Annotated in this window: 31 protein-coding genes and 1 pseudogene; 22 read left to right on the top strand and 10 right to left on the bottom strand. The window is 62.4% G+C overall.

Features of this window, described 5'->3' with window-relative positions; all coding sequences use genetic code 11:
• Positions 1 to 106: 106 nt before the first annotated feature.
• A complete protein-coding gene (gene trpA / locus ACF8MI_RS24265; protein ID WP_060499851.1) occupies positions 107 to 916 on the bottom strand; it encodes a tryptophan synthase subunit alpha in 810 nt (269 codons plus the stop codon).
• A complete protein-coding gene (gene trpB, locus ACF8MI_RS24260) occupies positions 913 to 2,130 on the bottom strand; it encodes a tryptophan synthase subunit beta (RefSeq protein WP_015268451.1) in 1,218 nt (405 codons plus the stop codon). The genes trpA and trpB overlap by 4 nt, the downstream gene beginning before the upstream one ends.
• A 110-nt stretch (positions 2,131 to 2,240) precedes the next feature.
• Between trpB and ACF8MI_RS24255 the strand changes: the two genes are divergently transcribed.
• Positions 2,241 to 3,137 carry a LysR family transcriptional regulator gene (locus ACF8MI_RS24255; RefSeq protein ID WP_060499850.1) on the top strand — a complete coding sequence of 299 codons (897 nt, stop codon included), beginning with the start codon at positions 2,241 to 2,243 and terminating at the stop codon, positions 3,135 to 3,137.
• Here the strand turns inward: ACF8MI_RS24255 and ACF8MI_RS24250 are convergent.
• Positions 3,134 to 3,457 (bottom strand): YqjD family protein, encoded by a 324-nt coding sequence (locus tag ACF8MI_RS24250; RefSeq protein ID WP_016712811.1) that lies wholly within the window; start codon positions 3,455 to 3,457, stop codon positions 3,134 to 3,136. The two genes, ACF8MI_RS24255 and ACF8MI_RS24250, sit on opposite strands and share 4 nt — an antisense overlap.
• Before the next feature lie 150 nt (positions 3,458 to 3,607).
• Here ACF8MI_RS24250 and ACF8MI_RS24245 point away from each other — a divergent pair, with 150 nt between their 5' ends.
• Together ACF8MI_RS24245 and ACF8MI_RS24240 are read left to right on the top strand one after the other, a co-directional pair.
• Positions 3,608 to 3,823, top strand: a complete 216-nt coding sequence (locus ACF8MI_RS24245; protein ID WP_003253076.1) for a dodecin — start codon at positions 3,608 to 3,610, stop codon at positions 3,821 to 3,823.
• Between the two features lie 101 nt (positions 3,824 to 3,924).
• On the top strand, positions 3,925 to 4,146 hold the full coding sequence (locus ACF8MI_RS24240) for a DUF1161 domain-containing protein (protein WP_019098081.1): 222 nt from the start codon (positions 3,925 to 3,927) through the stop codon (positions 4,144 to 4,146).
• Positions 4,147 to 4,184: 38 nt separating this feature from the next.
• Here ACF8MI_RS24240 and ACF8MI_RS24235 read toward each other — a convergent pair whose 3' ends face one another.
• Positions 4,185 to 5,189 carry an LLM class flavin-dependent oxidoreductase gene (locus tag ACF8MI_RS24235; RefSeq protein ID WP_392517927.1) on the bottom strand — a complete coding sequence of 335 codons (1,005 nt, stop codon included), beginning with the start codon at positions 5,187 to 5,189 and terminating at the stop codon, positions 4,185 to 4,187.
• 154 nt (positions 5,190 to 5,343) lie between these two features.
• Between ACF8MI_RS24235 and ACF8MI_RS24230 the strand changes: the two genes are divergently transcribed.
• Complete coding sequence (locus ACF8MI_RS24230; protein ID WP_016712814.1) at positions 5,344 to 5,769, top strand: OsmC family protein; 426 nt, start codon at positions 5,344 to 5,346, stop codon at positions 5,767 to 5,769.
• A gap of 73 nt (positions 5,770 to 5,842) precedes the next feature.
• A complete protein-coding gene (locus tag ACF8MI_RS24225; protein ID WP_060499848.1) occupies positions 5,843 to 6,076 on the top strand; it encodes a DUF1161 domain-containing protein in 234 nt (77 codons plus the stop codon).
• Between the two features lie 35 nt (positions 6,077 to 6,111).
• Here the strand turns inward: ACF8MI_RS24225 and ACF8MI_RS24220 are convergent, their stop codons facing one another.
• Both ACF8MI_RS24220 and ACF8MI_RS24215 read right to left on the bottom strand, forming a co-directional pair.
• Complete coding sequence (locus ACF8MI_RS24220; RefSeq protein WP_104833661.1) at positions 6,112 to 6,525, bottom strand: hypothetical protein; 414 nt, start codon at positions 6,523 to 6,525, stop codon at positions 6,112 to 6,114.
• A gap of 55 nt (positions 6,526 to 6,580) precedes the next feature.
• On the bottom strand, positions 6,581 to 6,994 hold the full coding sequence (locus ACF8MI_RS24215; protein ID WP_104833660.1) for a hypothetical protein: 414 nt from the start codon (positions 6,992 to 6,994) through the stop codon (positions 6,581 to 6,583).
• Positions 6,995 to 7,079: 85 nt separating this feature from the next.
• Between ACF8MI_RS24215 and ACF8MI_RS24210 the strand changes: the two genes are divergently transcribed.
• A complete protein-coding gene (locus tag ACF8MI_RS24210; RefSeq protein ID WP_392517925.1) occupies positions 7,080 to 8,153 on the top strand; it encodes an aminopeptidase in 1,074 nt (357 codons plus the stop codon).
• A 43-nt stretch (positions 8,154 to 8,196) separates the two neighbouring features.
• Here the strand turns inward: ACF8MI_RS24210 and ACF8MI_RS24205 are convergent, their stop codons facing one another.
• Together ACF8MI_RS24205 and ACF8MI_RS24200 are read right to left on the bottom strand one after the other, a co-directional pair.
• Complete coding sequence (locus ACF8MI_RS24205) at positions 8,197 to 8,847, bottom strand: HAD family hydrolase (RefSeq protein ID WP_060499873.1); 651 nt, start codon at positions 8,845 to 8,847, stop codon at positions 8,197 to 8,199.
• 20 nt (positions 8,848 to 8,867) lie between these two features.
• The gene (locus ACF8MI_RS24200; protein ID WP_016712820.1) at positions 8,868 to 9,416 is read right to left on the bottom strand and encodes a gamma carbonic anhydrase family protein; all 549 of its coding nucleotides are present in this window, start codon (positions 9,414 to 9,416) and stop codon (positions 8,868 to 8,870) included.
• 102 nt (positions 9,417 to 9,518) lie between these two features.
• Between ACF8MI_RS24200 and prlC the strand changes: the two genes are divergently transcribed.
• From prlC to ACF8MI_RS24165, 7 genes and pseudogenes are all read left to right on the top strand, one after another.
• Positions 9,519 to 11,570, top strand: coding sequence for an oligopeptidase A (gene prlC, locus ACF8MI_RS24195; RefSeq protein WP_223625205.1), 2,052 nt, complete (start codon positions 9,519 to 9,521; stop codon positions 11,568 to 11,570).
• Positions 11,567 to 11,848 (top strand): YheV family putative zinc ribbon protein, encoded by a 282-nt coding sequence (locus ACF8MI_RS24190; protein WP_060499843.1) that lies wholly within the window; start codon positions 11,567 to 11,569, stop codon positions 11,846 to 11,848. The genes prlC and ACF8MI_RS24190 overlap by 4 nt, the downstream gene beginning before the upstream one ends.
• A 110-nt stretch (positions 11,849 to 11,958) precedes the next feature.
• Positions 11,959 to 12,108 carry a hypothetical protein gene (locus ACF8MI_RS24185; RefSeq protein ID WP_156342164.1) on the top strand — a complete coding sequence of 50 codons (150 nt, stop codon included), beginning with the start codon at positions 11,959 to 11,961 and terminating at the stop codon, positions 12,106 to 12,108.
• A pseudogene (locus tag ACF8MI_RS24180) lies at positions 12,090 to 12,335 on the top strand (M3 family metallopeptidase); the annotation flags it as partial. The gene ACF8MI_RS24185 and the pseudogene ACF8MI_RS24180, both read left to right, overlap by 19 nt.
• 70 nt (positions 12,336 to 12,405) lie before the next feature.
• Positions 12,406 to 13,464 carry a PA0069 family radical SAM protein gene (locus tag ACF8MI_RS24175; RefSeq protein ID WP_104833657.1) on the top strand — a complete coding sequence of 353 codons (1,059 nt, stop codon included), beginning with the start codon at positions 12,406 to 12,408 and terminating at the stop codon, positions 13,462 to 13,464.
• A 273-nt stretch (positions 13,465 to 13,737) separates the two neighbouring features.
• Positions 13,738 to 14,457, top strand: coding sequence for a carbonic anhydrase (locus ACF8MI_RS24170; protein ID WP_060499841.1), 720 nt, complete (start codon positions 13,738 to 13,740; stop codon positions 14,455 to 14,457).
• A 190-nt stretch (positions 14,458 to 14,647) separates the two neighbouring features.
• On the top strand, positions 14,648 to 16,180 hold the full coding sequence (locus ACF8MI_RS24165) for a SulP family inorganic anion transporter (protein ID WP_392517921.1): 1,533 nt from the start codon (positions 14,648 to 14,650) through the stop codon (positions 16,178 to 16,180).
• 130 nt (positions 16,181 to 16,310) lie between these two features.
• Here the strand turns inward: ACF8MI_RS24165 and ACF8MI_RS24160 are convergent, their stop codons facing one another.
• Positions 16,311 to 16,952, bottom strand: a complete 642-nt coding sequence (locus ACF8MI_RS24160) for a hypothetical protein (protein ID WP_060499839.1) — start codon at positions 16,950 to 16,952, stop codon at positions 16,311 to 16,313.
• Between the two features lie 369 nt (positions 16,953 to 17,321).
• Between ACF8MI_RS24160 and coxB the strand changes: the two genes are divergently transcribed.
• Genes coxB through ACF8MI_RS24140 form a run of 4 tightly spaced genes read left to right on the top strand, consistent with a single transcriptional unit; the run spans position 17,322 to position 21,563 of the window.
• Complete coding sequence (gene coxB / locus ACF8MI_RS24155; RefSeq protein ID WP_200928923.1) at positions 17,322 to 18,449, top strand: cytochrome c oxidase subunit II; 1,128 nt, start codon at positions 17,322 to 17,324, stop codon at positions 18,447 to 18,449.
• 43 nt (positions 18,450 to 18,492) lie between these two features.
• On the top strand, positions 18,493 to 20,082 hold the full coding sequence (gene ctaD, locus ACF8MI_RS24150; protein ID WP_104833654.1) for a cytochrome c oxidase subunit I: 1,590 nt from the start codon (positions 18,493 to 18,495) through the stop codon (positions 20,080 to 20,082).
• A gap of 10 nt (positions 20,083 to 20,092) precedes the next feature.
• The gene (locus ACF8MI_RS24145) at positions 20,093 to 20,659 is read left to right on the top strand and encodes a cytochrome c oxidase assembly protein (protein ID WP_016712829.1); all 567 of its coding nucleotides are present in this window, start codon (positions 20,093 to 20,095) and stop codon (positions 20,657 to 20,659) included.
• A 16-nt stretch (positions 20,660 to 20,675) separates the two neighbouring features.
• Positions 20,676 to 21,563 carry a cytochrome c oxidase subunit 3 gene (locus tag ACF8MI_RS24140; RefSeq protein WP_060499836.1) on the top strand — a complete coding sequence of 296 codons (888 nt, stop codon included), beginning with the start codon at positions 20,676 to 20,678 and terminating at the stop codon, positions 21,561 to 21,563.
• Positions 21,564 to 21,643: 80 nt separating this feature from the next.
• Here the strand turns inward: ACF8MI_RS24140 and ACF8MI_RS24135 are convergent, their stop codons facing one another.
• A complete protein-coding gene (locus tag ACF8MI_RS24135) occupies positions 21,644 to 21,847 on the bottom strand; it encodes a twin transmembrane helix small protein (RefSeq protein WP_003258925.1) in 204 nt (67 codons plus the stop codon).
• 51 nt (positions 21,848 to 21,898) lie between these two features.
• Between ACF8MI_RS24135 and ACF8MI_RS24130 the strand changes: the two genes are divergently transcribed.
• The 5 genes from ACF8MI_RS24130 to ACF8MI_RS24110 are packed head-to-tail and all read left to right on the top strand — an operon-like array spanning position 21,899 to position 25,782.
• Positions 21,899 to 22,636: an SURF1 family protein gene (locus ACF8MI_RS24130; protein WP_182408723.1), complete on the top strand. Its 738-nt coding sequence runs from the start codon at positions 21,899 to 21,901 to the stop codon at positions 22,634 to 22,636.
• On the top strand, positions 22,605 to 23,186 hold the full coding sequence (locus ACF8MI_RS24125) for a hypothetical protein (RefSeq protein ID WP_200928924.1): 582 nt from the start codon (positions 22,605 to 22,607) through the stop codon (positions 23,184 to 23,186). The genes ACF8MI_RS24130 and ACF8MI_RS24125 overlap by 32 nt, the downstream gene beginning before the upstream one ends.
• 9 nt (positions 23,187 to 23,195) lie before the next feature.
• Positions 23,196 to 24,275, top strand: a complete 1,080-nt coding sequence (locus ACF8MI_RS24120; RefSeq protein ID WP_060499833.1) for a heme A synthase — start codon at positions 23,196 to 23,198, stop codon at positions 24,273 to 24,275.
• Positions 24,260 to 25,153, top strand: a complete 894-nt coding sequence (gene cyoE, locus ACF8MI_RS24115; RefSeq protein ID WP_060499832.1) for a heme o synthase — start codon at positions 24,260 to 24,262, stop codon at positions 25,151 to 25,153. The genes ACF8MI_RS24120 and cyoE overlap by 16 nt, the downstream gene beginning before the upstream one ends.
• Positions 25,150 to 25,782 (top strand): SCO family protein, encoded by a 633-nt coding sequence (locus tag ACF8MI_RS24110; RefSeq protein WP_060499831.1) that lies wholly within the window; start codon positions 25,150 to 25,152, stop codon positions 25,780 to 25,782. Before cyoE ends, ACF8MI_RS24110 begins: the two co-directional genes overlap by 4 nt.
• The last annotated feature ends 36 nt before the right edge of the window (positions 25,783 to 25,818 follow it).

Genomic DNA, 25,818 nt, shown 5'->3' with positions numbered 1-25,818 from the left:
TGATGACCTCATCGCCGGCAAGCCCGCTCCCACAAGTCCTCCACAAAATTCAGCATCTGTGTAGTCCCTGTGGGAGCGGGCTTGTCCGCGAAGAAGGCGATGCGGTTTAGCGACGAGCGGCGCGCACGCCTTCTGCCAATGCCGAGCACAAGCTCAACACATCATTCACTGCCTGGTCGGCACTAGTGGCCTGGGCAATTTTGTCGACCAGCGCCGACCCCACCACCACACCATCCGCCAAGCGGGCGATGTTCGCGGCCTGCTCCGGCGTACGAATGCCGAAACCAACGCTGATCGGCAAATCGGTATGCCGACGCAGGCGGGCAATGGCCTCGGTCACGTGCTCGGTGGTCGCCGAGCCGGCACCGGTTACACCCGCCACCGACACGTAGTAGACGAACCCGGAGCTGCGCTCCAGCACGCGCGGCAGGCGCGCATCGTCGGTGGTCGGGGTGGTCAGGCGGATGAAGTCGATGCCGGCGGCCTGGGCCGGGGTAGCCAATTCGGCATCATGCTCTGGCGGCAGGTCGACAATGATCAGGCCATCGACCCCGGCTTGCTTGGCTTCAGCCACGAACTTTTCCACGCCAAAGCGGTGGATCGGGTTGTAGTAGCCCATCAGCACGATCGGCGTGGTGTGGTTATCCACACGGAATTCGCGAACCATCTGCAGGGTCTTGGCCAGCGTCTGGCCAGCTTCCAGGGCGCGCAGGGTGGCCAGCTGGATGGCCACGCCGTCGGCCATCGGGTCGGTGAACGGCATGCCCAGTTCGATCACGTCGGCGCCAGCGGCCGGCAGGCCCTTGAGGATCTGCAGCGAGGCGTCGTAGCCCGGGTCGCCTGCGGTGACGAAGGTGACCAGTGCCGAACGGCCTTCGGCTTTCAGTTCGGCGAAGCGTTGTTCAAGACGGCTCATGCCTGTTTCTCCTGGGCGGCCATGTGGTTCATGACGGTTTGCATGTCTTTGTCGCCGCGGCCCGACAGGCACACGACCATCAGGTGGTCCTTGGGCAGCTTCGGTGCGCGCTTGATCGCTTCGGCCAGGGCGTGGGAGCTTTCCAGGGCCGGGATGATGCCTTCTAGGCGGCAGGTGGCGTGGAACGCATCCAGCGCTTCGTCGTCGGTGATGCTGACGTACTCGACGCGCTTCACTTCGTGCAGGTAGGCGTGCTCAGGGCCGATGCCCGGGTAGTCCAGGCCTGCGGAAATCGAGTGGGCGTCGGTGATCTGGCCGTCTTCGTCCTGCAGCAGGTAGGTGCGGTTGCCGTGCAGCACGCCCGGTACACCGCCGTTCAGGCTGGCGGCGTGCTTGTCGGTGTGCACGCCGTGGCCACCGGCTTCGACGCCGATGATCTGCACGCTTGGCTCTTCGAGGAATTCATGGAACAGGCCCATGGCGTTGGAACCACCCCCCACGCAGGCAACCAGGCTGTCTGGCAGGCGGCCTTCTTTTTCTTGCAGCTGGGCGCGGGTTTCCTTGCCGATGATCGACTGGAAGTCACGGACCATGGCCGGGTACGGGTGTGGGCCGGCCACGGTACCGATCAGGTAGAAGGTGTCTTCGACGTTGGTGACCCAGTCGCGCAGGGCTTCGTTCATGGCGTCTTTCAGGGTGCCGGTGCCGGCCGTGACCGGGACGATCTCGGCGCCCAGCAATTTCATGCGGAACACGTTGGCCTGCTGGCGCTCGATGTCGGTGGCGCCCATGTAGATCACGCAAGGTAGACCGAAGCGGGCGGCGACGGTGGCGGTGGCCACGCCGTGCATGCCGGCGCCGGTTTCGGCGATCAGGCGCTTCTTGCCCATGCGCTTGGCCAGCAGCACCTGACCGATGCAGTTGTTCACCTTGTGTGCGCCGGTGTGGTTGAGCTCTTCACGCTTGAAGAAGATCTTGGCGCCGCCACAGTGTTCGGTCAGGCGCTCGGCGAAGTACAGCGGGTTCGGGCGGCCGATGTAGTCGCGCTGGAAGTAGGCCAGCTCTTCGAGGAACTTGGGGTCTGCCTTGGCCGCTTCGTATTCGCGGGCCAGGTCCAGCACCAGTGGCATCAGGGTTTCGGCCACGTAGCGGCCGCCGAACGAGCCGAACAGGCCGTTGGCGTCGGGGCCGGGGCGGTATTGGGACTGGGTCATGGGGCGCTCCAGGGCGTAATGGATGAGTGATGGGCTTTACTCTAACCACGGCAAGCCCGGCTGAAAACCGATAAGATTGCGCAAACTTGTCAGAAAAACTCACAGGTAAAATGGCCCACGACCTCCCTCCCCTCAACGCACTGCGGGCATTCGAAGCCACCGCCCGGCTGAACAGTGTCAGCCAGGCGGCCGAAGCCCTGCATGTTACCCACGGTGCCGTCAGCCGGCAGATCAAGGTGCTTGAAGAGCACTTGGGCGTGGCCCTGTTCGTCAAGGACGGGCGCGGCATCAAACTCACAGATGCCGGGGTGCGCCTGCGCGATGCCAGTGGCGAAGCCTTCGACCGGCTGCGCAGCGTGTGTGCCGAGCTCAGCCGTGATGTCAGCGAAGCGCCGTTCGTGTTGGGTTGCTCCGGTAGCCTGCTGGCGCGCTGGTTCATCCCACGGCTGGGGCGGCTACAGGCGGATTTGCCCGAGCTGCGCCTGCACCTGTCGGCGGGTGAAGGAGACCTCGACCCGCGACGACCCGGGCTGGACGCGCTGTTGGTGTATGCCGAGCCGCCGTGGCCTGCGGACATGCAGGTGTATGTACTGGCCGAGGAACGTATCGGGCCAGTGGTGAGCCCCCATTACGCCGGCTTTGAACGCTTGCAGGGGGCGCCCGCCAAGGCGTTGCTGGGTGAAGCTCTGCTGCACACCACCTCGCGCCCGCAGGCCTGGCCCACCTGGGCGCTGGAACAGAGGCTGGACCCTGCAACCATTCACTATGGCCAGGCGTTCGAGCACCTGTATTACTTGCTGGAAGCCGCTGTGGCAGGTTTGGGTGTGGCGATTGCGCCACAGCCATTGGTCGCTGATGACCTGCGTGCGGGCCGCTTGAGTGCGCCGTGGGGCTTTTCCCCTACGCCTGCCGCGCTGGCGCTGTGGGTGCCCAGGCGCGCCGCAGACGGGCGCGCCGAGCAGTTGGCGCAGTGGCTACGTGCCGAATTGGCGCGGCAGAGCGCCTAGTTGCGTTTGCACATCAGGTAGGCCGCCAGCAGGCCCAGTGCGCCAATGGCCACGCCAGCGGTGGTGTACGGGTGTTCCTGGGCGTAGTCGCGGGTGGCGATGCCGGTCTGACGGGTGCGCTGTTTCACCTCTTCGTAGGCATCGCTCAGCAGGCTGCGCGAATGACGAAGGGCACTTTCAGCGTTGCTGCGGATTGCCTTCACCGACTTCTGGGACTCTTCCGACGCATCGTGCTTGAGGTTCTCCAGGCTTTTCAGAAGGCTCTCGATCTCCGCTTCCATGCTTTCCAGGGACGTTTTACGCAGCGAATTACGGTGCATGTTGACTCTCCTTTGCAGTATGGGCTGTAAGAAGTGCGACCGTTGGCTTGCGTGAAAGTGCGATCGAACTTTGTGCATGGGTGACGGTTCGCAGATAAACCAGGCCTGCGCTGCTAGGCTCAATTTCATCGTCACCCAAGGAGAGCGCTCATGACCGATCATCACACGTACAAGAAGATCGAACTGGTGGGGTCTTCGCCTACCAGCATCGAAGAGGCGATCAACAATGCCCTGGCCGAAGCGGGCAAGAGCATCAAGCACCTGGAGTGGTTCGAGGTGGTCGATACCCGTGGCCATATCCGCGATAACAAGGCCGCGCACTTCCAGGTCACGCTGAAAGTCGGTTTCCGTATCGCCAACAGCTGATGTTGCGCCGGGGTAGATGATCCCGTCTTGATGGGGTATTTAGGAAGGGGGCGCCTTGGCGGGCGCCCTTTCTGATTTCATCTGCACAAGGAAAGCGATCGATGAACAAACTGATTCTGGCCCTGGGCCTGATGACCCTGGCTGGCGGTGCCATGGCGGCGGGCAAGCCGTGCGAAGAGCTGAAGGCGGAGATTGCGGCCAAGCTCGATGCCAAGGGCGTGAAGGGGTACACCCTGGAGATCGTCAACAAGGGGGACCCGGCGGGCAAGGTAATTGGTAGCTGCGAGGCCGGTACCAAGGAGATTGTGTACCGCCGCGGCTAACTGTGCTGGATTCTTCGCGGGCAAGCCCGCGAAGAAGTTCATGCGGTCTTCAAGGCCTGCGCCAACAGCTCATAAGATCTCACCCGGTCTGCATGTTCATACAGGTCACAGGTAAAGATCAGCTCATCCGCTCCGGTTTGCTGCAGCAGCACCTCCACCTTGGCCCGTACCTTCTGCGGGCTGCCGATCATCGCCAGGCCCAGGAAGCTGCCCACAGCATCCCGCTCATGGGGCAGCCACAATCCATCCATGCTTTCGACCGGCGGCTTTTGCATCAGGCTCTGCCCGCGAATCAGCGCCAGAATGCGCTGGTAAACCGAGGTAGCCAGGTACTCGGCCTTTTCATCGGTTTCGGCCACCACCATGGGGATGCCCAGCATCACATACGGCTTGTCCAGCGTGGTCGATGGTTTGAAGTGGTTGCGGTAAACGCGGATGGCCTCGTGCATGTAGCGCGGTGCGAAGTGCGAGGCGAAGGCATAGGGCATGCCGCGCATCCCGGCCAGCTGGGCGCTGAACAGGCTGGAGCCCAGCAACCACAGGGGTACGTCGGTGTCATGCCCCGGTACGGCGATCACTTTTTGATCATCGGTGCGTGGGCCGAGGTAGCGCGACAGCTCCTCGACATCGTCAGGGAAGTCGTCCGGGCCACCGGCGCGGTCGCGGCGCAAGGCGTAAGCCGTCATCTGGTCGGAACCTGGTGCACGGCCCAGTCCCAGGTCGATTCGCCCGGGGTACAGGCTGGCCAGGGTGCCGAACTGCTCGGCGATTACCAGTGGCGCGTGGTTGGGCAGCATCACTCCACCTGAGCCCACGCGAATGGTCGACGTCCCCCCGGCCAGGTAACCGATCAGCACCGAGGTGGCCGAACTGGCGATGCCGTCCATGTTGTGGTGCTCGGCCACCCAGAAGCGGTTGTAGCCAAAGCGCTCGACGTGTTGCGCCAGGTCCAGCGAATTGCGCAGCGATTGCGCCGGGCCGGCGTCGGCGCGCACGGGCACCAGGTCGAGGGTGGAAATCTTCAGGTCACGCAGCTGCGTCATTGGAGCCTCCGCAAAGGTGGTTGGCCAGCGGCCTTTTCAACTCTGTATGGGCACATTCGGGGGATTCAATGCTTGCCGTGCGATTGGTCTGAACTTGCTGCAGGCGACAGGCCTCTGAACCCATAAGCTCGTAACCGAAAGACTAGGAGGCAGCATGAAAAAGACAGCATCAGCGATCTGGCAAGGTGGCCTGAAGGACGGCACCGGCCTGCTTTCTACCGAAAGCGGCGCGCTCAAGCAGAACCCTTACGGCTTCAATACCCGTTTTGAAGGCTCGCCGGGCACCAACCCGGAAGAGTTGATTGGTGCAGCGCATGCGGGCTGTTTTTCGATGGCATTGTCGATGATGCTGGGCGAAGCCGGGCTTACTGCCGACCGGATCGACACCGCTGCCGAAGTGACGCTCGACAAGCTGCCCGATGGGTTTGCCATTACCGCCGTGCATCTGGTGCTCAGGGCGAAGGTGCCTGGTGCAAGCGAAGCGCAGTTTCTGGAGATAGCCAACAAGGCCAAGGAAGGGTGCCCCGTGTCCAAGGTGCTGAACGCGAAGATCAGCCTGGATGCCGCGCTGGTTGGCTGAAGCGGCGCAACGGTGGCGGTTTGCTGTAGTCTAACCAGCGTCGGCAGCACGCTGCCTCTTCAGGAGCCGTTCCATGATTCGCGTAGCAATCGCCGTGTTGGCTTCCCTGGTTGCCACCTCCACGTTGGCGGCAGTGAAACCGTGCGAGGAGCTGAAAGCCGAGATCGAGGCCAAGATCCAGGCGCAGGGCGTGCCTTCCTACACCTTGGAGATCGTGCCCAACAGCGAGGTCAAGGACCCGAATATGGTGGTCGGGACCTGCGATGGCGGGACGAAGAAGATCATCTACCAAAAGAATGACCAGTAGCTTTGAGACCCGGGGCTGCCTGGCAGCCCCGGCTTTCACGGAATACAGAACACTTCGCTAGGCTCGTTCACCAGCACCTTGCGGCTGGCGTCGTACAGCAGCACCTGCGGCTCCATCACCGGAGCCCGTGCCTCCAGGCGATAGCGCTCGCCGGCCTTGAAGTTGTCAAAGCGCACGGTCAGGTAGCAGGTGCGGTCCCGGGGCTGGCTCATGATGCCGCCGGAGTAGATCTCATAGTCGAAGCGCACCACCAGTTCGTGCTTGCCGGGCGTTACCTGGAAGTAACGGCCATCCTCCAGGCGTTTTCCGTCCAGGCGGTCGGCCATGATCACCCGGCCGGGGGTCATGGTGTAGAGGTCGACCCAGGCCTGCTTGGGGTCGACGGGCGGCAAGGGGCTGGCGCAAGCCCCCAGTGCACTGAGGGCGATCAGCATCATGGGCTGGCGCATGGCAAGACTCCCACTTGCGATGTACACGGTACAAGCATAGCGCCGTTTGCGGGGTTCAGGTGCGTTGGCAGCCTGCAGGCAGGCCTTGGCCGAGCAGTTTTTGCTGCTGGTCGTAAAGCTTGATCCAGGGGCGGAAGCCAATGCTGCCGGCTTGCAGCTGGTAGCGCTGCCCGGCGCTGAAGTCCTTGAAGGTCAGCTTGACCTGGCAATCGCGCCACAGCGGCTCATCGACCGGGCCGATATTGCTGGGGGTAACCGGAAACTGGTAGCGCACGGTCAGCTCGTGGCTGCCAGGTGGTACCTCAAAATAGCGGCTGTCGACCCACTCTCGTTCGTCGACCTGCACGGCGTGCAGCGACGTGTTGTCGTAGGGGGTGAGGTCGATCCAGGCCTGGTTCGGGTCCGGGTCTGGCAACGTTGAACAGGCACAAAGCAGCAACAGTGAACCGGCGACCAACAATGCACGCATGGCGAAACTCCCCCTTGGCGAGATAGTCTTGGAGTGAATCGGCCTTGAGCGAGTCAGACAGTCCCGGATGCTTCGACTTTTTCCTATGCAGCGCTCAGGCCCTGGGGCACTCGACCGCGTTTTCATTCGTTTGGTTCCCCTGCTGGCCGCGCTCCTGCTGAACGGTTGCAGCAGCGTTGCCTACTATGGGCAGTTGGCTGAGGGGCAGTGGCAATTGCTGCGTGCACGACAGCCTGTCGCGCAGGTGATAGCCGACCCGGCGACGCCCCCGCAATTACGAACGCACCTGGCGCACGCTGAACAGGCGCGGGTCTTCGCCAGCCAGCAGCTGAAGCTGCCGGATAACCGAAGCTACCGGGTGTACGCCGACATTGGCCGGCCTTATGTGGTGTGGAACGTCTTTGCCACGCCCGAGTTGTCGTTGCAGCCTGTTACGCACTGCTTCCCGATTGCGGGGTGCGTGGCGTATCGCGGCTACTACCAGCAAGGCGCGGCCCGTGGGGCGGCGGCGCTGATGCGGCAAGACGGGCTGGATGTGTACGTTGGCGGTGTGGAGGCGTACTCGACGCTGGGGTGGTTCGATGACCCGATTCTCTCTTCGATGGTGGGCTGGGGCGACGAGCGCCTGGCCACGCTGATCTTCCATGAACTGGCTCACCAGCGCTTTTATGTGCAGAACGACACCGAGTTCAACGAGTCGTTTGCCTCCTTCGTCGAGCAGGAAGGCACGCGGCAATGGCGCGTGGCGCGTGGGCTTGCCGCCATTGGCGGGGATCAGGGACAGCCGCGTGAGCAGTTCATCCGGCTGGTGCTGGCCAGCCGTGACCGGCTGCAGGCGATCTATGCTGGCCCATTGGATGAAGCGCACAAGCGGCAGGCCAAGCGGGCCGAGTTCGAGCGCTTGAGGCGCGAGTACCGGCAGGTGCGTGATGGCCAGTGGGGGGGTGACAAACGCTATGACGTCTGGGTGTATGGGCCGCTGAACAATGCCAAATTGTTGCCGTTCGGGCTTTATGACCAATGGGTGCCGGCGTTTGAGGCGCTGTTCCGCGAGGTGGGCAGGGATTGGGGGCGGTTTTATGAGCGGGTCGAGCAACTGGGGCGGTTGCCGATTGCTGACAGGAAGGCGGCGTTGCAGCGCTTGATGGTTAACCAGTGAGATTTTGGGGCCGCGATGGGCTGCAAAGCAGCCCCCAGGGCCATCAAGCCTTGAGAAATGCCTGATGCATTTCGGCCAAGGTCGCAAAGTGGTAGGCCGGTTCTTCCGCCTTCAACTCCTCTTGGCTACCAAACCCATACCCTACTGCCACGGCCTGCACGCCATTGCTGCGCGCGCCAATCAGGTCATGCTTGCGGTCGCCGATCATCAGCGTCTGTGCCGGGTCCAGCCCTTCTTCGTCCAGCAGGTGGCGAATCAGCTCGACCTTGTTGGTGCGGGTGCCGTCCAGCTCGCTGCCGTAGATCACCTTGAAGTGGTGGTCGAAGGCGAAGTGCCGGGCGATTTCACGGGCGAACTCCCAGGGTTTGGAGGTGGCGATGTACAGCGTGCGGCCTTGCCCGTTCAGGGCTTCAAGCAACTCCGGCACACCCTGGAACACCAGGTTCTCGTACAGGCCGGTGACGCGGAAGCGCTCCCGGTAGAAGTTCACCGCCTCCCAGGCCTTGGCTTCGTCGAAGCCGTAGAACTGCATGAAGGCTTGCAGCAAGGGTGGGCCAATGAAGTGCTCCAGGCGGGTCAGGTCCGGTTCATCGATACCCAGCTTGGCCAGGGCGTACTGGATCGAGCGGGTGATGCCCAGGCGTGGGTCGGTCAGGGTGCCGTCGAGGTCGAAAAGGATGTTTTGCTGGTACATGTTCGTCTCGGTAATCGGGATCATTCCGGTTGGTCGTAGCCTTCGGCCAGGTGCTGGTCCTTGAGCTTCACGTAGTTGCCGGCGCTGTAGGAGAAGAAGGCGCGCTCGTTGTCATTCAGCAGGCGCGCCTGTTTCACCGGGCTGCCCATGTACAGGTAGCCACTGACCAGGCGTTTGCCGGGCGGCACCAGGCTGCCGGCGCCGATGATCACTTCGTCCTCGACGATGGCGCCGTCCATGATGGTGCTGCCCATGCCGACCAGGATGCGGTTGCCCAGGGTGCAGCCGTGCAGCATCACTTTGTGGCCGATGGTCACTTCGTCGCCGATGATCAGCGGGAAACCGTCCGGGTTGAAAGGGCCGGCATGGGTGATGTGCAGCACGCTGCCATCCTGCACGCTGGTGCGTGCGCCGATGCGGATGCGGTGCATGTCGCCGCGCACCACGGTCAACGGCCAGACCGAGCTGTCTTCGCCAATCTCCACATCGCCCAGCACTACCGCCGAACGGTCGATAAAGGCCCGTGATCCAACTTTCGGAGTGTGTTGCTGGAAGCTTCGGATGGCCATGATAGCGTCTCTCATCTGTGCCGATAGGCAGGCTGCCTGCTGCGGTCGGCGTCGATTGTAATTAAGATGGGGCAGTGTTTCTTCTGCCAAGGTATCCAAACCGTGACTGCGAACAACCCGCTTCTGCAATCCCACGATCTGCCGCCCTTCTCGCAAATCCGTGCCGAACACGTGTTGCCGGCGATCGAAGCGATCCTGGCCGACAACCGTAAAGCCATTGCCGAGATCCTCGAAAAACAGGGCAAGCACCCCACCTGGGCTGGCCTGGTGCTGGCCATGGATGAACTGAACGACCGCCTGGGCGCAGCCTGGAGCCCGGTCAGCCACCTGAATGCGGTGTGCAACAGCGCTGAACTGCGCGAGGCCTATGAGTCATGCCTGCCGGCGTTGAGCGCCTACTCGACCGAACTGGGCCAGAACCGTGCGCTGTTCGAAGCCTACCAGGCCTTGATCGACAGCCCGCAAGCCGCAAGCTTCGACGTGGCGCAGAAGACTATCCTCGAGCACGCCCTGCGTGACTTCCGCCTGTCGGGTATCGACCTGCCGGCAGACAAGCAGCAGCGTTACGCCGAAGTGCAGAGCAAGCTCAGCGAGCTGGGTAGCCGCTTCTCCAACCAGCTGCTCGATGCTACCCAGGCCTGGACCAAGCATGTCACCGACGAAGCCGCGCTGGCTGGCCTGACCGACTCGGCCAAGGCGCAGATGGCCGCCGCGGCCCAGGCCAAGGGCCTCGACGGCTGGCTGATCACCCTGGAATTCCCCAGCTACTACGCAGTCATGACCTACGCCAGCGACCGCGCTTTGCGCGAAGAGCTGTACGCCGCCTACTGCACCCGCGCCTCGGACCAGGGCCCGAACGCCGGCCAGTTCGACAACGGCCCGGTGATGCAGGAAATCCTCGGCCTGCGCCAGGAGCTGGCCGAGCTGCTGGGCTACAAGAACTACGCCGAGCTGAGCCTGGCCACCAAGATGGCCGAGTCCAGCGACCAGGTGCTGAACTTCCTGCGTGACCTGGCCAAGCGTTCCAAGCCGTTTGCCGCCCAGGACCTGGAACAGCTGAAGGCCTACGCCGCCGATCAAGGCTGCCCTGAGCTGGCCAGCTGGGACGCCGGCTACTTTGGCGAGAAGCTGCGCGAGCAACGCTACAGCGTGTCGCAGGAAGCCCTGCGTGCTTACTTCCCGATCGACAAGGTGCTGAACGGCCTGTTCAGTATCGTGCAGTGCCTGTATGGCATCGAAATCGCGGAGCTCAAGGGCTTCGACAGCTGGCACCCGGATGTGCGCCTGTTCGAGATCAAGGAAAACGGCCAGCACGTCGGTCGCTTCTTCTTCGACCTGTACGCCCGCGCCAACAAGCGCGGCGGCGCCTGGATGGACGGCGCCCGTGACCGTCGTCGCACTGCCGCTGGTGATTTGCAGAGCCCGGTGGCCAACCTGGTGTGCAACTTCACCCCGGCCGCACCCGGCAAGCCGGCACTGCTGACCCACGATGAAGTCACCACCCTGTTCCACGAGTTCGGCCATGGCCTGCACCACATGCTGACCCGCATCGAGCATGCCGGTGTCTCCGGCATCAACGGCGTGGCCTGGGACGCGGTCGAGCTGCCGAGCCAGTTCATGGAAAACTGGTGCTGGGAGCCGGAAGGCCTGGCGCTGATCTCCGCCCACTACGAAACCGGCGCCCCCCTGCCCCAGGACCTGCTGGACAAGATGCTGGCGGCGAAGAACTTCCAGTCGGGCATGATGATGGTGCGCCAGCTGGAGTTCTCGCTGTTCGACTTCGAACTGCATGCCACCCATGGCGACGGCCGCAGTGTGCTGCAGGTGCTCGAAGGGGTGCGCGACGAGGTGTCGGTGATGCGCCCACCGGCGTACAACCGCTTCCCTAACAGCTTTGCGCACATTTTCGCGGGCGGTTACGCAGCCGGCTACTACAGCTATAAGTGGGCTGAAGTGCTGTCGGCCGACGCCTTCTCGCGTTTCGAGGAAGAAGGCGTGCTGAATGCCGAAACTGGCCGCGCGTTCCGTGAGGCGATCCTGGCCCGTGGTGGTTCGCGCGAGCCAATGGAGCTGTTTGTCGACTTCCGTGGGCGTGAGCCTTCCATCGATGCGTTGCTGCGCCACAGTGGCCTCACCGAGAGCGCTGCAGCATGAGCGAGGTAGCCGTGATCAAGACCAAGAAACGCTTCATTGCTGGGGCGGTATGCCCGGCGTGCAGCGAGCCTGACAAGCTGATGATGTGGAGCGAAGACGACACCCCGCACCGCGAGTGTGTTGCCTGTGGCTTCACCGATACCCTCAACGAGCAGGGGCTTTCGGTGCCCAAGGAGCTTGGCACCCGGGTTAATCACCTGGCGCCGAAGGCTTCGCCGGCCAAGGTACAGACGGTGCAGTTCTTCCCGAATCCGAAGCTGAAGAAACCGGCTGAGTAATGCTGTGGTGCCACCCGGGTGCAAGGCCCGGGTGGTAGATAGTCAGGCCTGCTGGCCTACGCTGGCCATGCACGCTCTCTTGCTCCTTTCCACGAGCAAAGTGACGCGCCATGGACAACCCCCTGCTGCAAGCTAGCCACATCCCCGTCGATTACCCTTCCGTCACCCTTGAAAACATGCGTGCGGCTTTCGACCATGTGCTACTGGCGCATGAGCAAGGGATCGAGCGCATGATCCGTGATCCTTCGACCACCTGGTGAATGGTTACGATGCGGGTTACTACGCCTACCTGTGGTCGGATGTGCATGCCTTTGACGTGTTCACGCGCTTCGAGGCCGAGGGCCTGCTGAACCGGACCACGGGCCAGGCCCTGCAGGATGCGCTGTTATCCCCAGGCGCATCGCGCCCATTGCGCGAAGGCATCAAGGTGTTCCTTGGTCGGCAATCTGACCAGGCAGCGTACCTGAGCTGGCATGGCCTGAAGTAGCCAGACCAGAGGTGCTGGAAAGATTCTGGCGCGCATTATACTGTATATAGATACAGTATAGAGGTGAGCCATGATTCCGCCAGCACCGCAAAAGGGCCGTGGCACGGCGCACAACCCCCATAACCGCTTTGCCCCGAGCCATTCGGTGGCAGTGGATGATGGTTGGTACCAGGAAGTGCCACAGACGCAAGGCACTGAAGTGCGGGTCGAGACCGCCAAGTCGGTGATCAGTCGTAACACCTCGCCAGACCTGCCCTTCGATCGTTCCATCAACCCTTACCGTGGCTGCGAGCATGGTTGCATCTACTGCTATGCCCGCCCCTCGCACGCCTATTGGGACCTTTCCCCCGGCCTCGATTTCGAGACCAAGCTGATTGCCAAGACCAACGCCGCCGAGGTGCTTGCGCAACAATTGAGCAAACCGGGCTACGTGTGCGCGCCGATCAACCTGGGCTCCAATACCGATCCTTACCAACCGATCGAGCGGGAGCACATGCTCACCCGGCGCCTGCTTGAGGTATTGCTGCGTTTTCGCCATCCGGTGACCATTGTCACCAAGGGTTCGCTGGTGTTGCGTGACCTCGACCTGCTGGCCGAGCTGGCCCGCCAGCGCCTGGCGCGGGTAATGATCAGCCTGACCACGCTGGACGATGATCTCAAGCGGGTGCTGGAGCCACGCGCGGCCTCTCCCGGCGCCCGGTTGAGGGCCATCCGGGTATTGCGCGAAGCGGGTGTGCCGGTGGGTGTGTTGTGTTCGCCGATGATTCCGATGATCAACGACAGCGAACTGGAACGCCTGTTGGAGGCTGCCAGGGAAGCCGGCGCGCAGAGCGCGGCCTACATGATGCTGCGCCTGCCGCTGGAAGTGGCGCCACTGTTCGAGCAGTGGCTGCAGGACCATTACCCGCAACGGGCGGCGCATGTACTGAGCCTGATCCGCCAGAGCCGGGGCGGCGAGCTGTACGACAGCCGGTTTGGTACCCGCATGCGCGGTGAAGGGGTGTTTGCCGAGCTGTTGGCCCAGCGTTTTGCCAAGGCCATGAAGCGGCTGAACTTTGAGGGGCGGGAAGCGCAGGCACTGGATTGCTCGGCATTCTGCCCACCGGGGGGCCAGATGGCGTTGTTCTGATGGCTGCAACTCAGCTAATAACACCCAATAATTTTGCTAATCCATATTGGCAACTGATGCTTTTTTGCTATTATCCAGATCCCGCCTTTCTTGTCTGGAACGCCCGTTCTAGAGCCTTCGAATTAAGTTTCAGTTAAGGTTTCCCCGCTAGCGTAGTAAATCAGTCCACACCGACTGTGATCAATGGCCCGTGCGTGTCATCTAAATCCCTGCATAGCCAGAATCTTTCACCGGTAAAATGGATTTACCTACACACCGTCAAGAGGATGAATCATGCCCGTCAAGGACCCATCCAAGGTCGTCCCGCAGGTCCCCGCGGAAAGCGCCGATGCTGCCCTGAAGCACATCGTCGACGGCTTCCTGCGCTTTCACCATGACGTCTTCCCCGAGCAGCAAGAGCTGTTCAAGAAGCTCGCCACCGCGCAAACGCCACGCGCCATGTTCATCACCTGTGCCGACTCGCGCATCGTCCCCGAGCTGATCACCCAGAGCTCGCCAGGCGACCTGTTCGTGACCCGTAACGTCGGTAACGTGGTACCGCCTTATGGCCAGATGAATGGTGGTGTATCGAGTGCGATCGAGTACGCCGTACTTGCACTGAAAGTGCACCACATCATCGTGTGTGGCCACTCCGACTGCGGCGCAATGCGTGCGGTACTGAACCCGCAATCGCTGACCAAGATGCCAACCGTTTCCGCCTGGTTACGCCATGCAGAAGTGGCGCGTACCGTGGTCGAGAACAACTGCTCGTGCGGTAGCGAACACGAGACGATGCAGGTACTGACCAAGGAAAACGTCATCGCCCAATTGCATCACTTGCGTACCCACCCTTCGGTTGCCTCGCGCCTGGCAGCCGGTGAGCTGTACATCCATGGCTGGGTCTACGACATCGAGACCAGCAAGATCGAAGCTTACGATGCCGCCAGCGACAGCTTCCTGCCCCTGGCTGCTGGCGAGCCGGTCCCCTGCGCTACCCCGAGAGGCCGCTACTAAGCGACCCATCCACCGCTAGAACCTTGATAGCCGGCTGCACCCTTCAGGGTGTGGCACGGCCTTCTGCTGCCTTGAATTCCCTGACTGCCCTGCCGGCACGCTCGCTGGCGGCCCGCGCCTGCGCGCTCGTCAGGGGCAAACGTGCCCACGGCCAGGGGAATGGCCGTGTGACTGAGAATGGAGAAACACGGTGAACATTACACAGTTGAAAGCGGCCCTGCCGCGTGAGTTGTTGGCGTCGGTGGTGGTCTTTCTGGTGGCCTTGCCGTTGTGTATGGGCATTGCGATCGCCTCGGGCATGCCGCCGGCCAAAGGCCTGATTACCGGCATTATCGGCGGCATTGTCGTGGGTTTCCTCGCCGGTTCGCCGCTGCAAGTCAGCGGCCCGGCTGCCGGCCTGGCAGTGCTGGTGTTCGAGCTGGTGCGCCAACATGGCATGGCCATGCTTGGGCCGATTTTGCTGTTGGCCGGGGTGCTGCAGCTGCTGGCCGGGCGCCTGCGCCTGGGGTGCTGGTTCCGCGTTACTGCGCCAGCGGTGGTGTACGGCATGCTGGCGGGGATTGGCGTGCTGATCGTGCTGTCGCAAGTGCATGTCATGTTCGACACCGCGCCCCAGCCTTCCGGTATGCAGAACCTGGTGGAGTTCCCGGCAACCGTGGCCGCAGCCCTGCCACAGGAAAGCGCCGGTACCGGCTGGATGGCCGGTGCGCTGGGCCTGGGTACCATCGCCATCATGTGGGGCTGGGAGCGCTTGCGGCCGCAGCGGCTGCGCTTCGTCCCGGGTGCCCTGCTGGGTGTTGCGGCGATGACCGGCATCAGTATGTGGCTGGCCTTGCCGGTCAACCGAGTGCAAGTACCGGCAGACCTTTCCCAGGCCATCGACTGGATCCGCCCGGATGACCTGATGCAGCTGGCCGACCCTACCCTGCTGGTCGCTGCCTTCGCCCTGGCCTTCATTGCCAGTGCGGAAACCCTGCTGTCGGCTGCGGCGGTGGACCGCATGCACAGCGGCCAGCGCTCGGACTTCAACCGTGAGTTGTCGGCCCAGGGGATCGGCAACATGCTCTGCGGTGTGTTGGGTGCTTTGCCGATGACGGGTGTGATCGTGCGCAGCTCGGCCAATGTGCAGGCGGGGGCACAGACACGGGCATCGGCGATCTTCCATGGCTTGTGGCTACTGGCGTTCGTGGTGGTGTTGAGCAGCGTGCTGCAGCAGATTCCGGTGGCGAGTCTGGCGGGTGTGCTGGTGTTCACCGGGGTCAAGCTGGTTGATTTCAAGGCGTTTCGAGGTTTGGGCCGTTATGGCCGCATGCCGATGTTTACCTACGCGGCGACAGCGCTGGCGATCATCTTTACCGACCTGCTGACCGGCGTGCTGCTGGGCTTTGCCCTGACTTTGCTGAAACTGGCGTTCAAGGCGGCGCGGCTGAAGATCAACTTGGTGGGCCTGGAGAAGGCTGGGCATATGGAGCTGCGGTTAAGTGGTGCGGCAACGTTCCTGAAGGTGCCGGCGCTGACCCAGGTGCTGGATACCGTACCGGCGGGCACTACGTTGCATGTGCCGTTGGGTAACCTGAGCTACATCGACCATTCGTGCCTTGAGCTGCTGGAGGACTGGAACCGCAGTAATGCGGCCAATGGGTCGCGGTTGCTGATAGAACAGCGGCGGTTGAAGCGGCGGATCGAGGGGCGATTGCGCACTACTGCGGGGGTTGGGGCATAGAGCCGAGGGATTAGTTGTCTGATCTGGCCCTTTCGCGGGCACGCCCGTTCCCACAGGATTGCGCTTTAGCTCAAACCAGCGCAGAACCTGTGGGAGCGGGCGTGCCCGCGAAGAGGCCGGAACAGGATAATCAGGCCGGTTGGCCGAGCTCGACACCCAGCTGCCGAGACAGGCACGGCCAGCGCTTCCACGCCTCGCCGGTCGCCGGGCTGCTTAGCTTCTCGCGATAAGCCTCCACTGACTCCACCGCAAAACTCTCGTCATTGAGCATTTCGTCAACCGAGTGATGCACCACTTCATCCAGCTGGTTGGCAAATTCCTCGCCGATCAACTGGTGGGCAATCAGGTTGGCGACGGTGGTGTCGACCGGGATCAGCGGCTGCTGGAAGTGACGGATGTACAAGTCATTCACTTCCTCCACCAGCCGGTGCGCCAGATAGGCCTCGTCCAGCAGGCAGTCCAGGCCCACATGCCCTTCCATCACACTGGGCGGCTGCAGGAAGTAGGCTTCGGCAATTTTCAGTACCGGTTTGATCTGCGACTCGATCCCGGCCTCGCGGGCAACCGCATGTGCGGCCTCCAGCAGTTCCGGTACCTGGTCGATGTAGGCGCTGACGAAGCGCGCCAAAGTACCCTGGGCGTCCTGCTCGGGCAGCTGGATCGAGGGGTGCAGGTGGGGCAGTTGCAGCTCGAGACGCTGTTTCAATTGGCCAGTCTGGCCTTCGTGTTGATGGGCTTGGCTTACCTGCTCGCGTACAGCAGCGATGTTCATGACAACTCCAGGGACATTACGTTTCAAACGGAAGACACTAAATTAGCTCGGTATACAGAATACCTAAGACCTATTTGTTATAAATTTCGCAAACGTGTGCGCTCTCAGGTATATCAAGGTGCCATTATTGCGCCATACCCTCTCAAGCGTGCGGTTTTCAGGCAATTTGGCCATTTCGTGAACTTCATTTCACAGGCTTCATTGCGTGCCATTGGTCGCTGTCTATACTCCCGGTGAACGTGATTCGTTGATGAGGCCCGACTGCTTTTAGCAGGGGCTCGGTCGTCGAAGCCAGGCAGTCTTGACCGCCGTTCCCTCTTGCCGCAGGCCACGCCTCCGGGACAACAAGAATTAGAAGGGGAACCCGCAATGATGCGACATCCACATGTCTGGATGGGCCTCCTGTTGTGGTCGGTTTTTGGTCAGGCCAATGCGGCCTGGACCGTGAACATGCACCCGGGGGCGACGGATGTCTCCAACGCCGTCTTCGACTTGCACATGACCATCTTCTGGATCTGCGTGATCATCGGCATCGTGGTATTCGGCGCGATGTTCTGGTCGATGGTCATCCACCGCCGTTCCACCGGCCAGCAGGCCGCGCATTTCCACGAGCATACCTGGGTGGAAATCCTCTGGACCGTGGTGCCCTTCCTGATTCTGGTGGCCATGGCCATCCCGGCCACCAAGACCCTGATCGACATCTACGACGCCAGCGAGTCGGACATCGACATTCAGGTCACCGGCTACCAGTGGAAGTGGCACTACAAATACCTGGGCCAGGACGTGGAGTTCTTCAGCAACCTGGCCACCCCCGCTGACCAGATTCACAACAAGGCCCCCAAAGACGAGCACTACCTGCTCGAAGTCGACCAACCGCTGGTGCTGCCGGTAGGTGTCAAAGTGCGCTTCCTGGTAACAGCCGCCGACGTTATCCACTCCTGGTGGGTGCCGGCTTTTGCGGTCAAGCGCGATGCCATCCCCGGCTTCGTCAACGAAGCCTGGACCCGTATCGAAAAGCCCGGCATCTACCGTGGCCAGTGCACCGAGCTGTGCGGTAAGGATCACGGTTTCATGCCGGTGGTGGTCGAGGTGAAATCCAAGGCCGACTACGACACCTGGCTGGGTGAGCGCAAAGCCGAAGCCGCCAAGCTCAAGGAGCTGACCAGCAAGGAATGGACCCTGGAAGAACTGGTAGAGCGTGGCGACAAGGTCTACCACACCACTTGCGTGGCCTGTCACCAGGCCGAAGGCCAGGGTCTGCCGCCGATGTTCCCGGCGCTAAAGGGCTCGAAGATCGCAACCGGGCCGAAGGAAGGCCACTTGAGCATCGTCTTCCACGGCAAGCCAGGCACCGCCATGGCGGCGTTCGGCAAGCAGCTCTCGGAAGTGGACATTGCCGCCGTGGTGACCTACGAGCGCAACGCCTGGGGCAACAACAAGGGCGACATGGTCACGCCGAAGGACGTGCTGGCGCTGAAGCAGGCAGAAGCCAAGTGAACCGGGTTACTCGCGGCAATCAATGGGTTGCAGGAGACAGGACATGAGCACAGTGATCGACGACCACGCCCACGGCCATGACCATGCGCACGGCCCGGCCAAGGGCCTGATGCGCTGGGTGCTGACCACCAACCACAAAGACATCGGCACGATGTACCTGTGGTTTGCCTTCCTCATGTTCCTGCTTGGCGGCTCGTTCGCCATGGTGATCCGCGCCGAGCTGTTCCAGCCCGGGCTGCAAATCGTGGAGCCGGCGTTCTTCAACCAGATGACCACCATGCATGGCCTGATCATGGTGTTCGGTGCGGTGATGCCGGCCTTCGTCGGCCTGGCTAACTGGATGATCCCGTTGATGATCGGCGCGCCCGACATGGCCCTGCCACGCATGAACAACTTCAGCTTCTGGTTGTTGCCGGCGGCGTTTCTGTTGCTGGTGTCGACCCTGTTCAGCCCTGGCGGCGGGCCGAATTTTGGCTGGACCTTCTACGCCCCGCTGTCCACCACCTATGCACCGGCCAGCGTCACCTTCTTCATCTTTGCCATCCACCTGATGGGCATCAGCTCGATCATGGGCGCGATCAACGTGATCGCCACCATCCTCAACCTGCGTGCCCCCGGCATGACCCTGATGAAGATGCCACTGTTCGTCTGGACCTGGCTGATTACCGCGTTCCTGCTGATTGCGGTGATGCCGGTGCTGGCGGGTGTGGTGACCATGATGCTGATGGACATCCATTTCGGCACCAGCTTCTTCAGTGCCGCTGGCGGCGGTGACCCGGTGCTGTTCCAGCATGTGTTCTGGTTCTTCGGCCACCCCGAGGTGTACATCATGATCCTGCCGGCCTTCGGTGCGGTCAGCTCGATCATCCCGGCGTTCTCGCGCAAGCCGCTGTTCGGCTACACCTCGATGGTGTACGCCACCGGCGCGATTGCCTTCCTGTCGTTCATCGTCTGGGCCCACCACATGTTCGTGGTCGGCATCCCGGTGGTGGGCGAACTGTTCTTCATGTACGCCACCATGCTGATCGCCGTGCCCACCGGGGTGAAGGTGTTCAACTGGGTCAGCACCATGTGGGAAGGCTCGCTCACCTTCGAGACGCCGATGCTGTTTGCCATCGCCTTCGTCATCCTGTTCACCATCGGCGGCTTCTCCGGCTTGATGCTGGCCATCGCCCCGGCAGACTTCCAGTACCACGACACCTACTTTGTGGTCGCACACTTCCACTACGTGCTGGTGCCCGGGGCGATCTTTGGCATCTTTGCCTCGGCCTACTACTGGCTGCCGAAATGGACCGGCCACATGTACGACGAAACCCTCGGCAAGCTGCACTTCTGGCTATCGTTCATCGGCATGAACATGGCCTTCTTCCCGATGCACTTCGTGGGGCTGGCCGGCATGCCACGGCGCATTCCGGACTACAACCTGCAGTTCGCCGACTTCAACATGGTGTCGTCGATCGGGGCCTTCATGTTCGGCGCCACGCAGATCTTCTTCCTGTTCATCGTCATCAAGTGCATCCGTGGCGGCGCGCCGGCACCGGCCAAGCCTTGGGATGGTGCCGAGGGCCTGGAGTGGTCGATCCCCTCGCCTGCGCCCTACCACACCTTCCAGACGCCACCGGAAGTGAAATAGGAAGCCCGCCATGAACGGCCTGTCGCTCAAACGCCTGGTAACGCGCCTGCTGATGCTGACGGTGGTGATGTTCGCCTTCGGCTTCGCCCTGGTGCCGATCTACGACGTGATGTGCAAGGCGTTTGGCATCAACGGCAAGACTGGCGGGCAATACGAAGGCAGCCAGGTCAGCGACCCGTCGCGTTCGGTGCGGGTGCAGTTCATGTCGACCAATGCCAGCGACATGGTCTGGGACTTCTACTCAACGGCTGACCAGTTGGAGGTCAACCCGGGTGCGGTAAACCAGATGATTTTCATTGCCCACAACCCGACCGACCGGCCGATGAGTGCGCAGGCGATACCCAGCATTACCCCGGCCGAGGCCGCGGCGTATTTCCACAAGACCGAGTGCTTCTGCTTTACCCAGCAGGTGCTGCAGCCCGGCGAACGCATCGAGATGCCGGTGCGCTTCATCGTCGACCGCGACCTGCCGGCCAGCGTGAAGCACCTGACACTGGCCTACACCTTGTTCGACATCACCGCTCGCCACCCGCCGGTCGCGCATGTTGCGGCCCAGGACGTCCAGGGCGCCCGTTAAGGGAAGGAGAACAGCAATGGCAAGTCATGAGCACTACTACGTCCCGGCGCAGAGCAAGTGGCCGATCATCGCCACCATCGGCATGTTCATCACGGTGTTCGGCCTGGGCACCTGGTTCAATGACATGAAGGCCGGCCACCCGGAATCGCACGGGCCGCTGATTTTCTTCGTGGGTGCATTGTTCCTGGCCTACATGCTGTTCGGCTGGTTCGGCGCTGTGGTTAAGGAGAGCCGCGCGGGGTTGTACAGCCCGCAGCTGGACCGCTCGTTCCGCTGGGGCATGAGCTGGTTCATCTTCTCCGAGGTGATGTTCTTCCTGGCCTTTTTCGGTGCGCTGTTCTACGTGCGAGTGCTGGCCGGGCCTTGGCTGGGGGGCGAAGGGGCCAAAGGGGTTGCGCACATGCTGTGGCCGACCTTCGAATTCACCTGGCCGCTGCTGCACACGCCCGACCCGAAACTGTTCCCGCCGCCCAAGGAAGTGATCGACCCGTGGCACCTGCCGCTGATCAACACCATCCTGCTGGTCAGTTCCAGTGTGACCATCACCATCGCGCACCATGCGCTGCGCCGTGATCACCGAGGACCGCTGAAATTCTGGATGACGCTGACCATTCTTCTGGGTATCAGCTTCATTACGTTGCAGGCCTACGAGTACCACGAGGCCTATACCAAGCTGGGGCTGACGCTGGGTTCGGGGATCTACGGGGCGACGTTCTTCATGCTGACCGGCTTCCACGGCGCCCACGTGACGTTGGGCACGATCATCCTGATCGTGATGTTCGTGCGCATTTTGCGTGGGCATTTCAACCCGGATAAACACTTCGGCTTCGAGGCGGCCAGTTGGTACTGGCACTTCGTCGATGTGGTGTGGGTGGGGTTGTTCATCTTTGTATATGTGCTTTGAAGGCGAATAGAGAACCCTGTGGGAGCGTCAGCTTTTAGGTTTGTGCAAGACAGTGGCTCCCACAGGGTTAGATGTGAATGTCAGAAGGGAGCATGTGAAACCAGCTGACCACTGATAAAGCCCCAGGCCACTAGGCCGATGGTCAGGGCCGCCAGGGTCACCCGCACGGTCAGCGCTTTCAGCAAACGGGTCGAGTTTTCATCGTCCTTGACCAGAAACACCAGGCCACTGAACAGGCTGGCAATCGTGGCCAACAGCATCAGGACAATCGCGGCCTTGAGCATGGCGCTACTCCGGGGGGATGCGGTGATGTGGATAAGTATAGCGAGGCGCCCGTGAGGCCGTTTCGCCCAGGTTGGGTACCGACCCTGGTGGTGCTTGCGCTGCTGCCGGGCCTGATTGCGCTTGGCTGCTGGCAACTGGGCCGCGCCGAGGAAAAGCGCGTGCTGCTGGCCACCTATGCCGAGCGGCGGGTCGACGCGCCAATCGCCACGGCTCAGCTGGCATCGAACGAAGACAACGCCTTCCGCCGCGTGCACCTCTTTGGCCGCTTCGACGCCGAACACAGCCTGCTGCTGGACAACCGCATGCGCGACGGCCAGGCCGGTGTCGAACTGCTGCAACCCTTCCATGACCAGCCCAGCGGCCTGTGGCTGTTGGTCAATCGCGGCTGGCTGCCATGGCCAGACCGTCGCGTGCCGGTGCATTTCGATACCCCCTCCAACGCCTTGGCACTGGACGCTTCAGTCTACGTATCACCCGGCAGCACGTTTCAGCTGCATCCCGACCCTGAAGGTGGCCAATGGCCCCATCTGCTTACTGCCGTTGATGCCGCGCAGCTATGGCCACAGCTAGGCCGCGAAGGCTATGCCCATGAGTTGCGCCTGGAGCCCGGCCCGGCAACCTACCGGCTGGAATGGCCGGTGGTTGCCATGGGCCCGGAAAAACACCTGGGGTACGCCGTGCAGTGGTTTGCCCTGGCGACTGCGCTGGTTCTGCTTTACCTCTACTTCGGCTGGCACCACAACAAGGAGAAACGCCATGGCCACCGCCACTCCACTGGACGTGCCTGAACGTGGCAAACCCAGAGCCCGCGGGCGTTTGCAGCTATTGCTGATTTTGCTGGTGGTGCTCGGGCCGATGATTCTGGCCACCAGCATGTACAAGCTCAAGTTCTGGGTACCGGAAGGCCGCAGCTACCACGGCGCCATGATCGGCAATGGTGAAAGCCGTGCCGATATCGGCGTGGCAGGTGAAGACGAGCGCTGGCAGCTGCTGGTCAGCGCGCCCGAGGCCTGCGCCGAAGACTGCCAGCGCCTGGTGTACCTGGCCCGGCAGATCCAGGTCGGCCTGGGCCGCGATGCCAGCCGCGCCAGCCATGCGTTGGCCGCCGCCCAGCCGCTGAGCGCCGACTACCAGGCGCTGCTTGGCCGTGAGTACCCGCAACTGCAACGTTACCCGCTGGATGTCCGGCACTACTCGCAGAAGGTTGGCGAGCCTGGCCCGCAGCTGTGGATCGTCGACCCGCACGGCAACCTGGTGCTGCGCTACGACGGCAAGGTCAACGGCAAGCATGTGCTGGACGACCTGCGCCACCTGCTCAAGCTGTCCAACATCGGCTAGGAGCCTGCCATGGCCAGACCTGGATTCCGCTTGGCTGTATTCGCCACCCTTCTGGCACTGCTGGTCGTCCTGCTCGGCGCCTATACCCGCCTGACCCACGCTGGCCTGGGCTGCCCGGACTGGCCGGGTTGCTACGGCTTCATCAGCGTGCCCAAGAGCGAGGCCCAGTTGGCCCATGCCGAGTTGCACTTCCCTGATCACCCCGTGGAAGAGGCCAAGGGCTGGGCCGAGATGGTCCACCGCTACTTCGCCGGCACGCTGGCCGTGGTGATTGCCCTGCTCGCCTTCCAGGCGGTGCGCCGGCATGCCCGCGATGGCCAGCCCTATCGCTTGCCTGTGTTGCTATTGGGTGTGGTGCTTGCCCAGGCGGCTTTCGGCATGTGGACGGTTACCCTGAAGCTGTGGCCACAGGTGGTCACCGCGCACTTGCTCGGCGGGTTCACCACGTTGAGCCTGCTGTTCCTGCTATCCCTGCGTCTATCCCGGGCTTTTGCGCCATTGCCCAAGTTGCCGTTGAGCTTGCGCCGGATCGCTGCATTGGCCCTGCTGGTAGTGATCGGCCAGATCGCCTTGGGCGGTTGGGTCAGTGCCAACTACGCAGCGGTCGCCTGCATTGACCTGCCCACTTGTCATGGCCAGTGGTGGCCGGCGGCGGACTTCAGCAACGGCTTTCACCTGACCCAGCATGTGGGCCCCAACTACCTGGGCGGGCAACTGGACAGTGATGCACGCACGGCCATCCACATCAGCCACCGGCTGGGGGCATTGTTGGTGACTTGCGTGCTTTTGATGCTGAGCTGGAAGCTGTACCGCTGTGGCCTTCCCGGCCTGGCGCGGCTGGTGCTGCTGGCGCTGGCCTTGCAAGTGGGCCTGGGCATCAGCAACGTGTTGTTCCACCTGCCGCTGGCGGTGGCCGTGGCACACAACGCGGGTGGGGCGCTCTTGCTGTTGAGCATGGTGCTGGTGAATTACCGCATTCGCGTGGTCGACAAGGTGCGCGTGGGTGTCGGCCACGGCTGGCGCCTGCGGCCGGTGGCCGGCGTGGGCACTTCCCATCACATGAGGAATGATTCGTGGCGACGCTTCTGAGCGCACGGCGGGCCAGCTGGCGCGATTACCTGGAGCTGACCAAGCCCAAGGTGGTGGTGCTGATGCTGATTACCTCGCTGGCTGGCATGTTCCTAGCCACCCGCGCGGGCGTGAGCTGGAGCGTGCTGCTGTTCGGCAACCTGGGCATCGGCTTGTGTGCAGGTGGTGCAGCGGTGGTCAACCATGTGGTGGATCGGCGCATCGATGCGCTGATGGCCCGCACCCACAAGCGGCCGCTGGCCCAGGGCCGGGTCGAGCCACTGCCCGCACTGTCGTTCGCCTTGGCGCTGGCACTGCTGGGCATGGCGCTGCTGCTGGTGTTCACCAACGCCCTGACCGCCTGGCTTACCCTGGCGTCCTTGCTCGGCTATGCGGTGCTCTATACCGGCTTTCTCAAGCGTGCCACGCCACAGAACATCGTTATCGGTGGCTTGGCCGGCGCCGCCCCGCCGCTGCTCGGCTGGGTGGCCGTGAGCGGCCATGTCAGCGCCGAACCCTTGCTGCTGGTGCTAATCATCTTCGCCTGGACGCCACCGCACTTCTGGGCCTTGGCCATCCACCGCAAGGAAGAATACGCCAAAGCCGATATCCCGATGCTGCCGGTGACCCACGGCGAGCGCTACACCAAGTTGCATATCCTGCTGTATACCCTGGTATTGCTGGCGGTCAGCCTGTTGCCGTATGCCATCCACATGAGCGGCCCGCTGTACCTGGCCTGTGCCCTGGCACTGGGCCTGCGCTTCCTGCAATGGGCCTGGGTGTTGTACCGTGGCAGCCGGCCGCACGCGGCGATCGGCACCTTCAAGTACTCTATCGGCTACCTGTTCGTGCTGTTCATCGCGTTGCTCCTCGACCACTACCTGTTGCTGAACCTATGACCCGAACCCAGAAAACCGTCTTCATCCTCGTTGCCCTGGTCGCGCTGATCATGGGCCTGACCGTCAACAAGGTGCTCAATGGCCGCGACCAGCCCAACCCTACCGAGCTGATCGACGCCGGCATCATCCTGCTGCCGCAGAGCCGTACCGTGGCGGATGTGACCATGACCAACCAGGATGGCCAGCCAGTGCAACTGGATGACCTGAAGGGCAAATGGTCGCTGCTGTTCTTCGGCTACACCTACTGCCCGGACATCTGCCCGACTACCTTGGCCCAGTTGCGCCAGGTGAAGAGCGAGCTGCCCAAGGAAGCCGTTGACCGGCTGCAGGTGGTATTGGTGAGTGTGGACCCGAACCGCGACACGCCGAACCAGCTGAAGCAGTACCTGGGCTATTTCGACAAGGATTTTGTCGGCGTGGCCGGGTCGATCGAGGATACCCAGAAGTTGGCCAATGCCTTGAGCATTCCATTCATTCCGGCGGATACCAGCAAGCCGGGGTATACCGTGGATCACAGCGGTAACCTGGCGGTTGTGGGGCCGGATGGGCGTCAGCGCGGGTTCATTCGTGCGCCGTTCAACAACCAGAAGCTGGTGGCGCAGTTGCCCGGGCTTGTGAAGCGGGATTGAGTGAGCCCCAAAAGCTTCGCGGGTAAACCCGCTCCT

This window comes from Pseudomonas sp. yb_9, assembly GCF_043103635.1.
Lineage (GTDB): Bacteria > Pseudomonadota > Gammaproteobacteria > Pseudomonadales > Pseudomonadaceae > Aquipseudomonas > Aquipseudomonas monteilii.
This window is presented reverse-complemented; position numbering and strand designations above follow the sequence as displayed.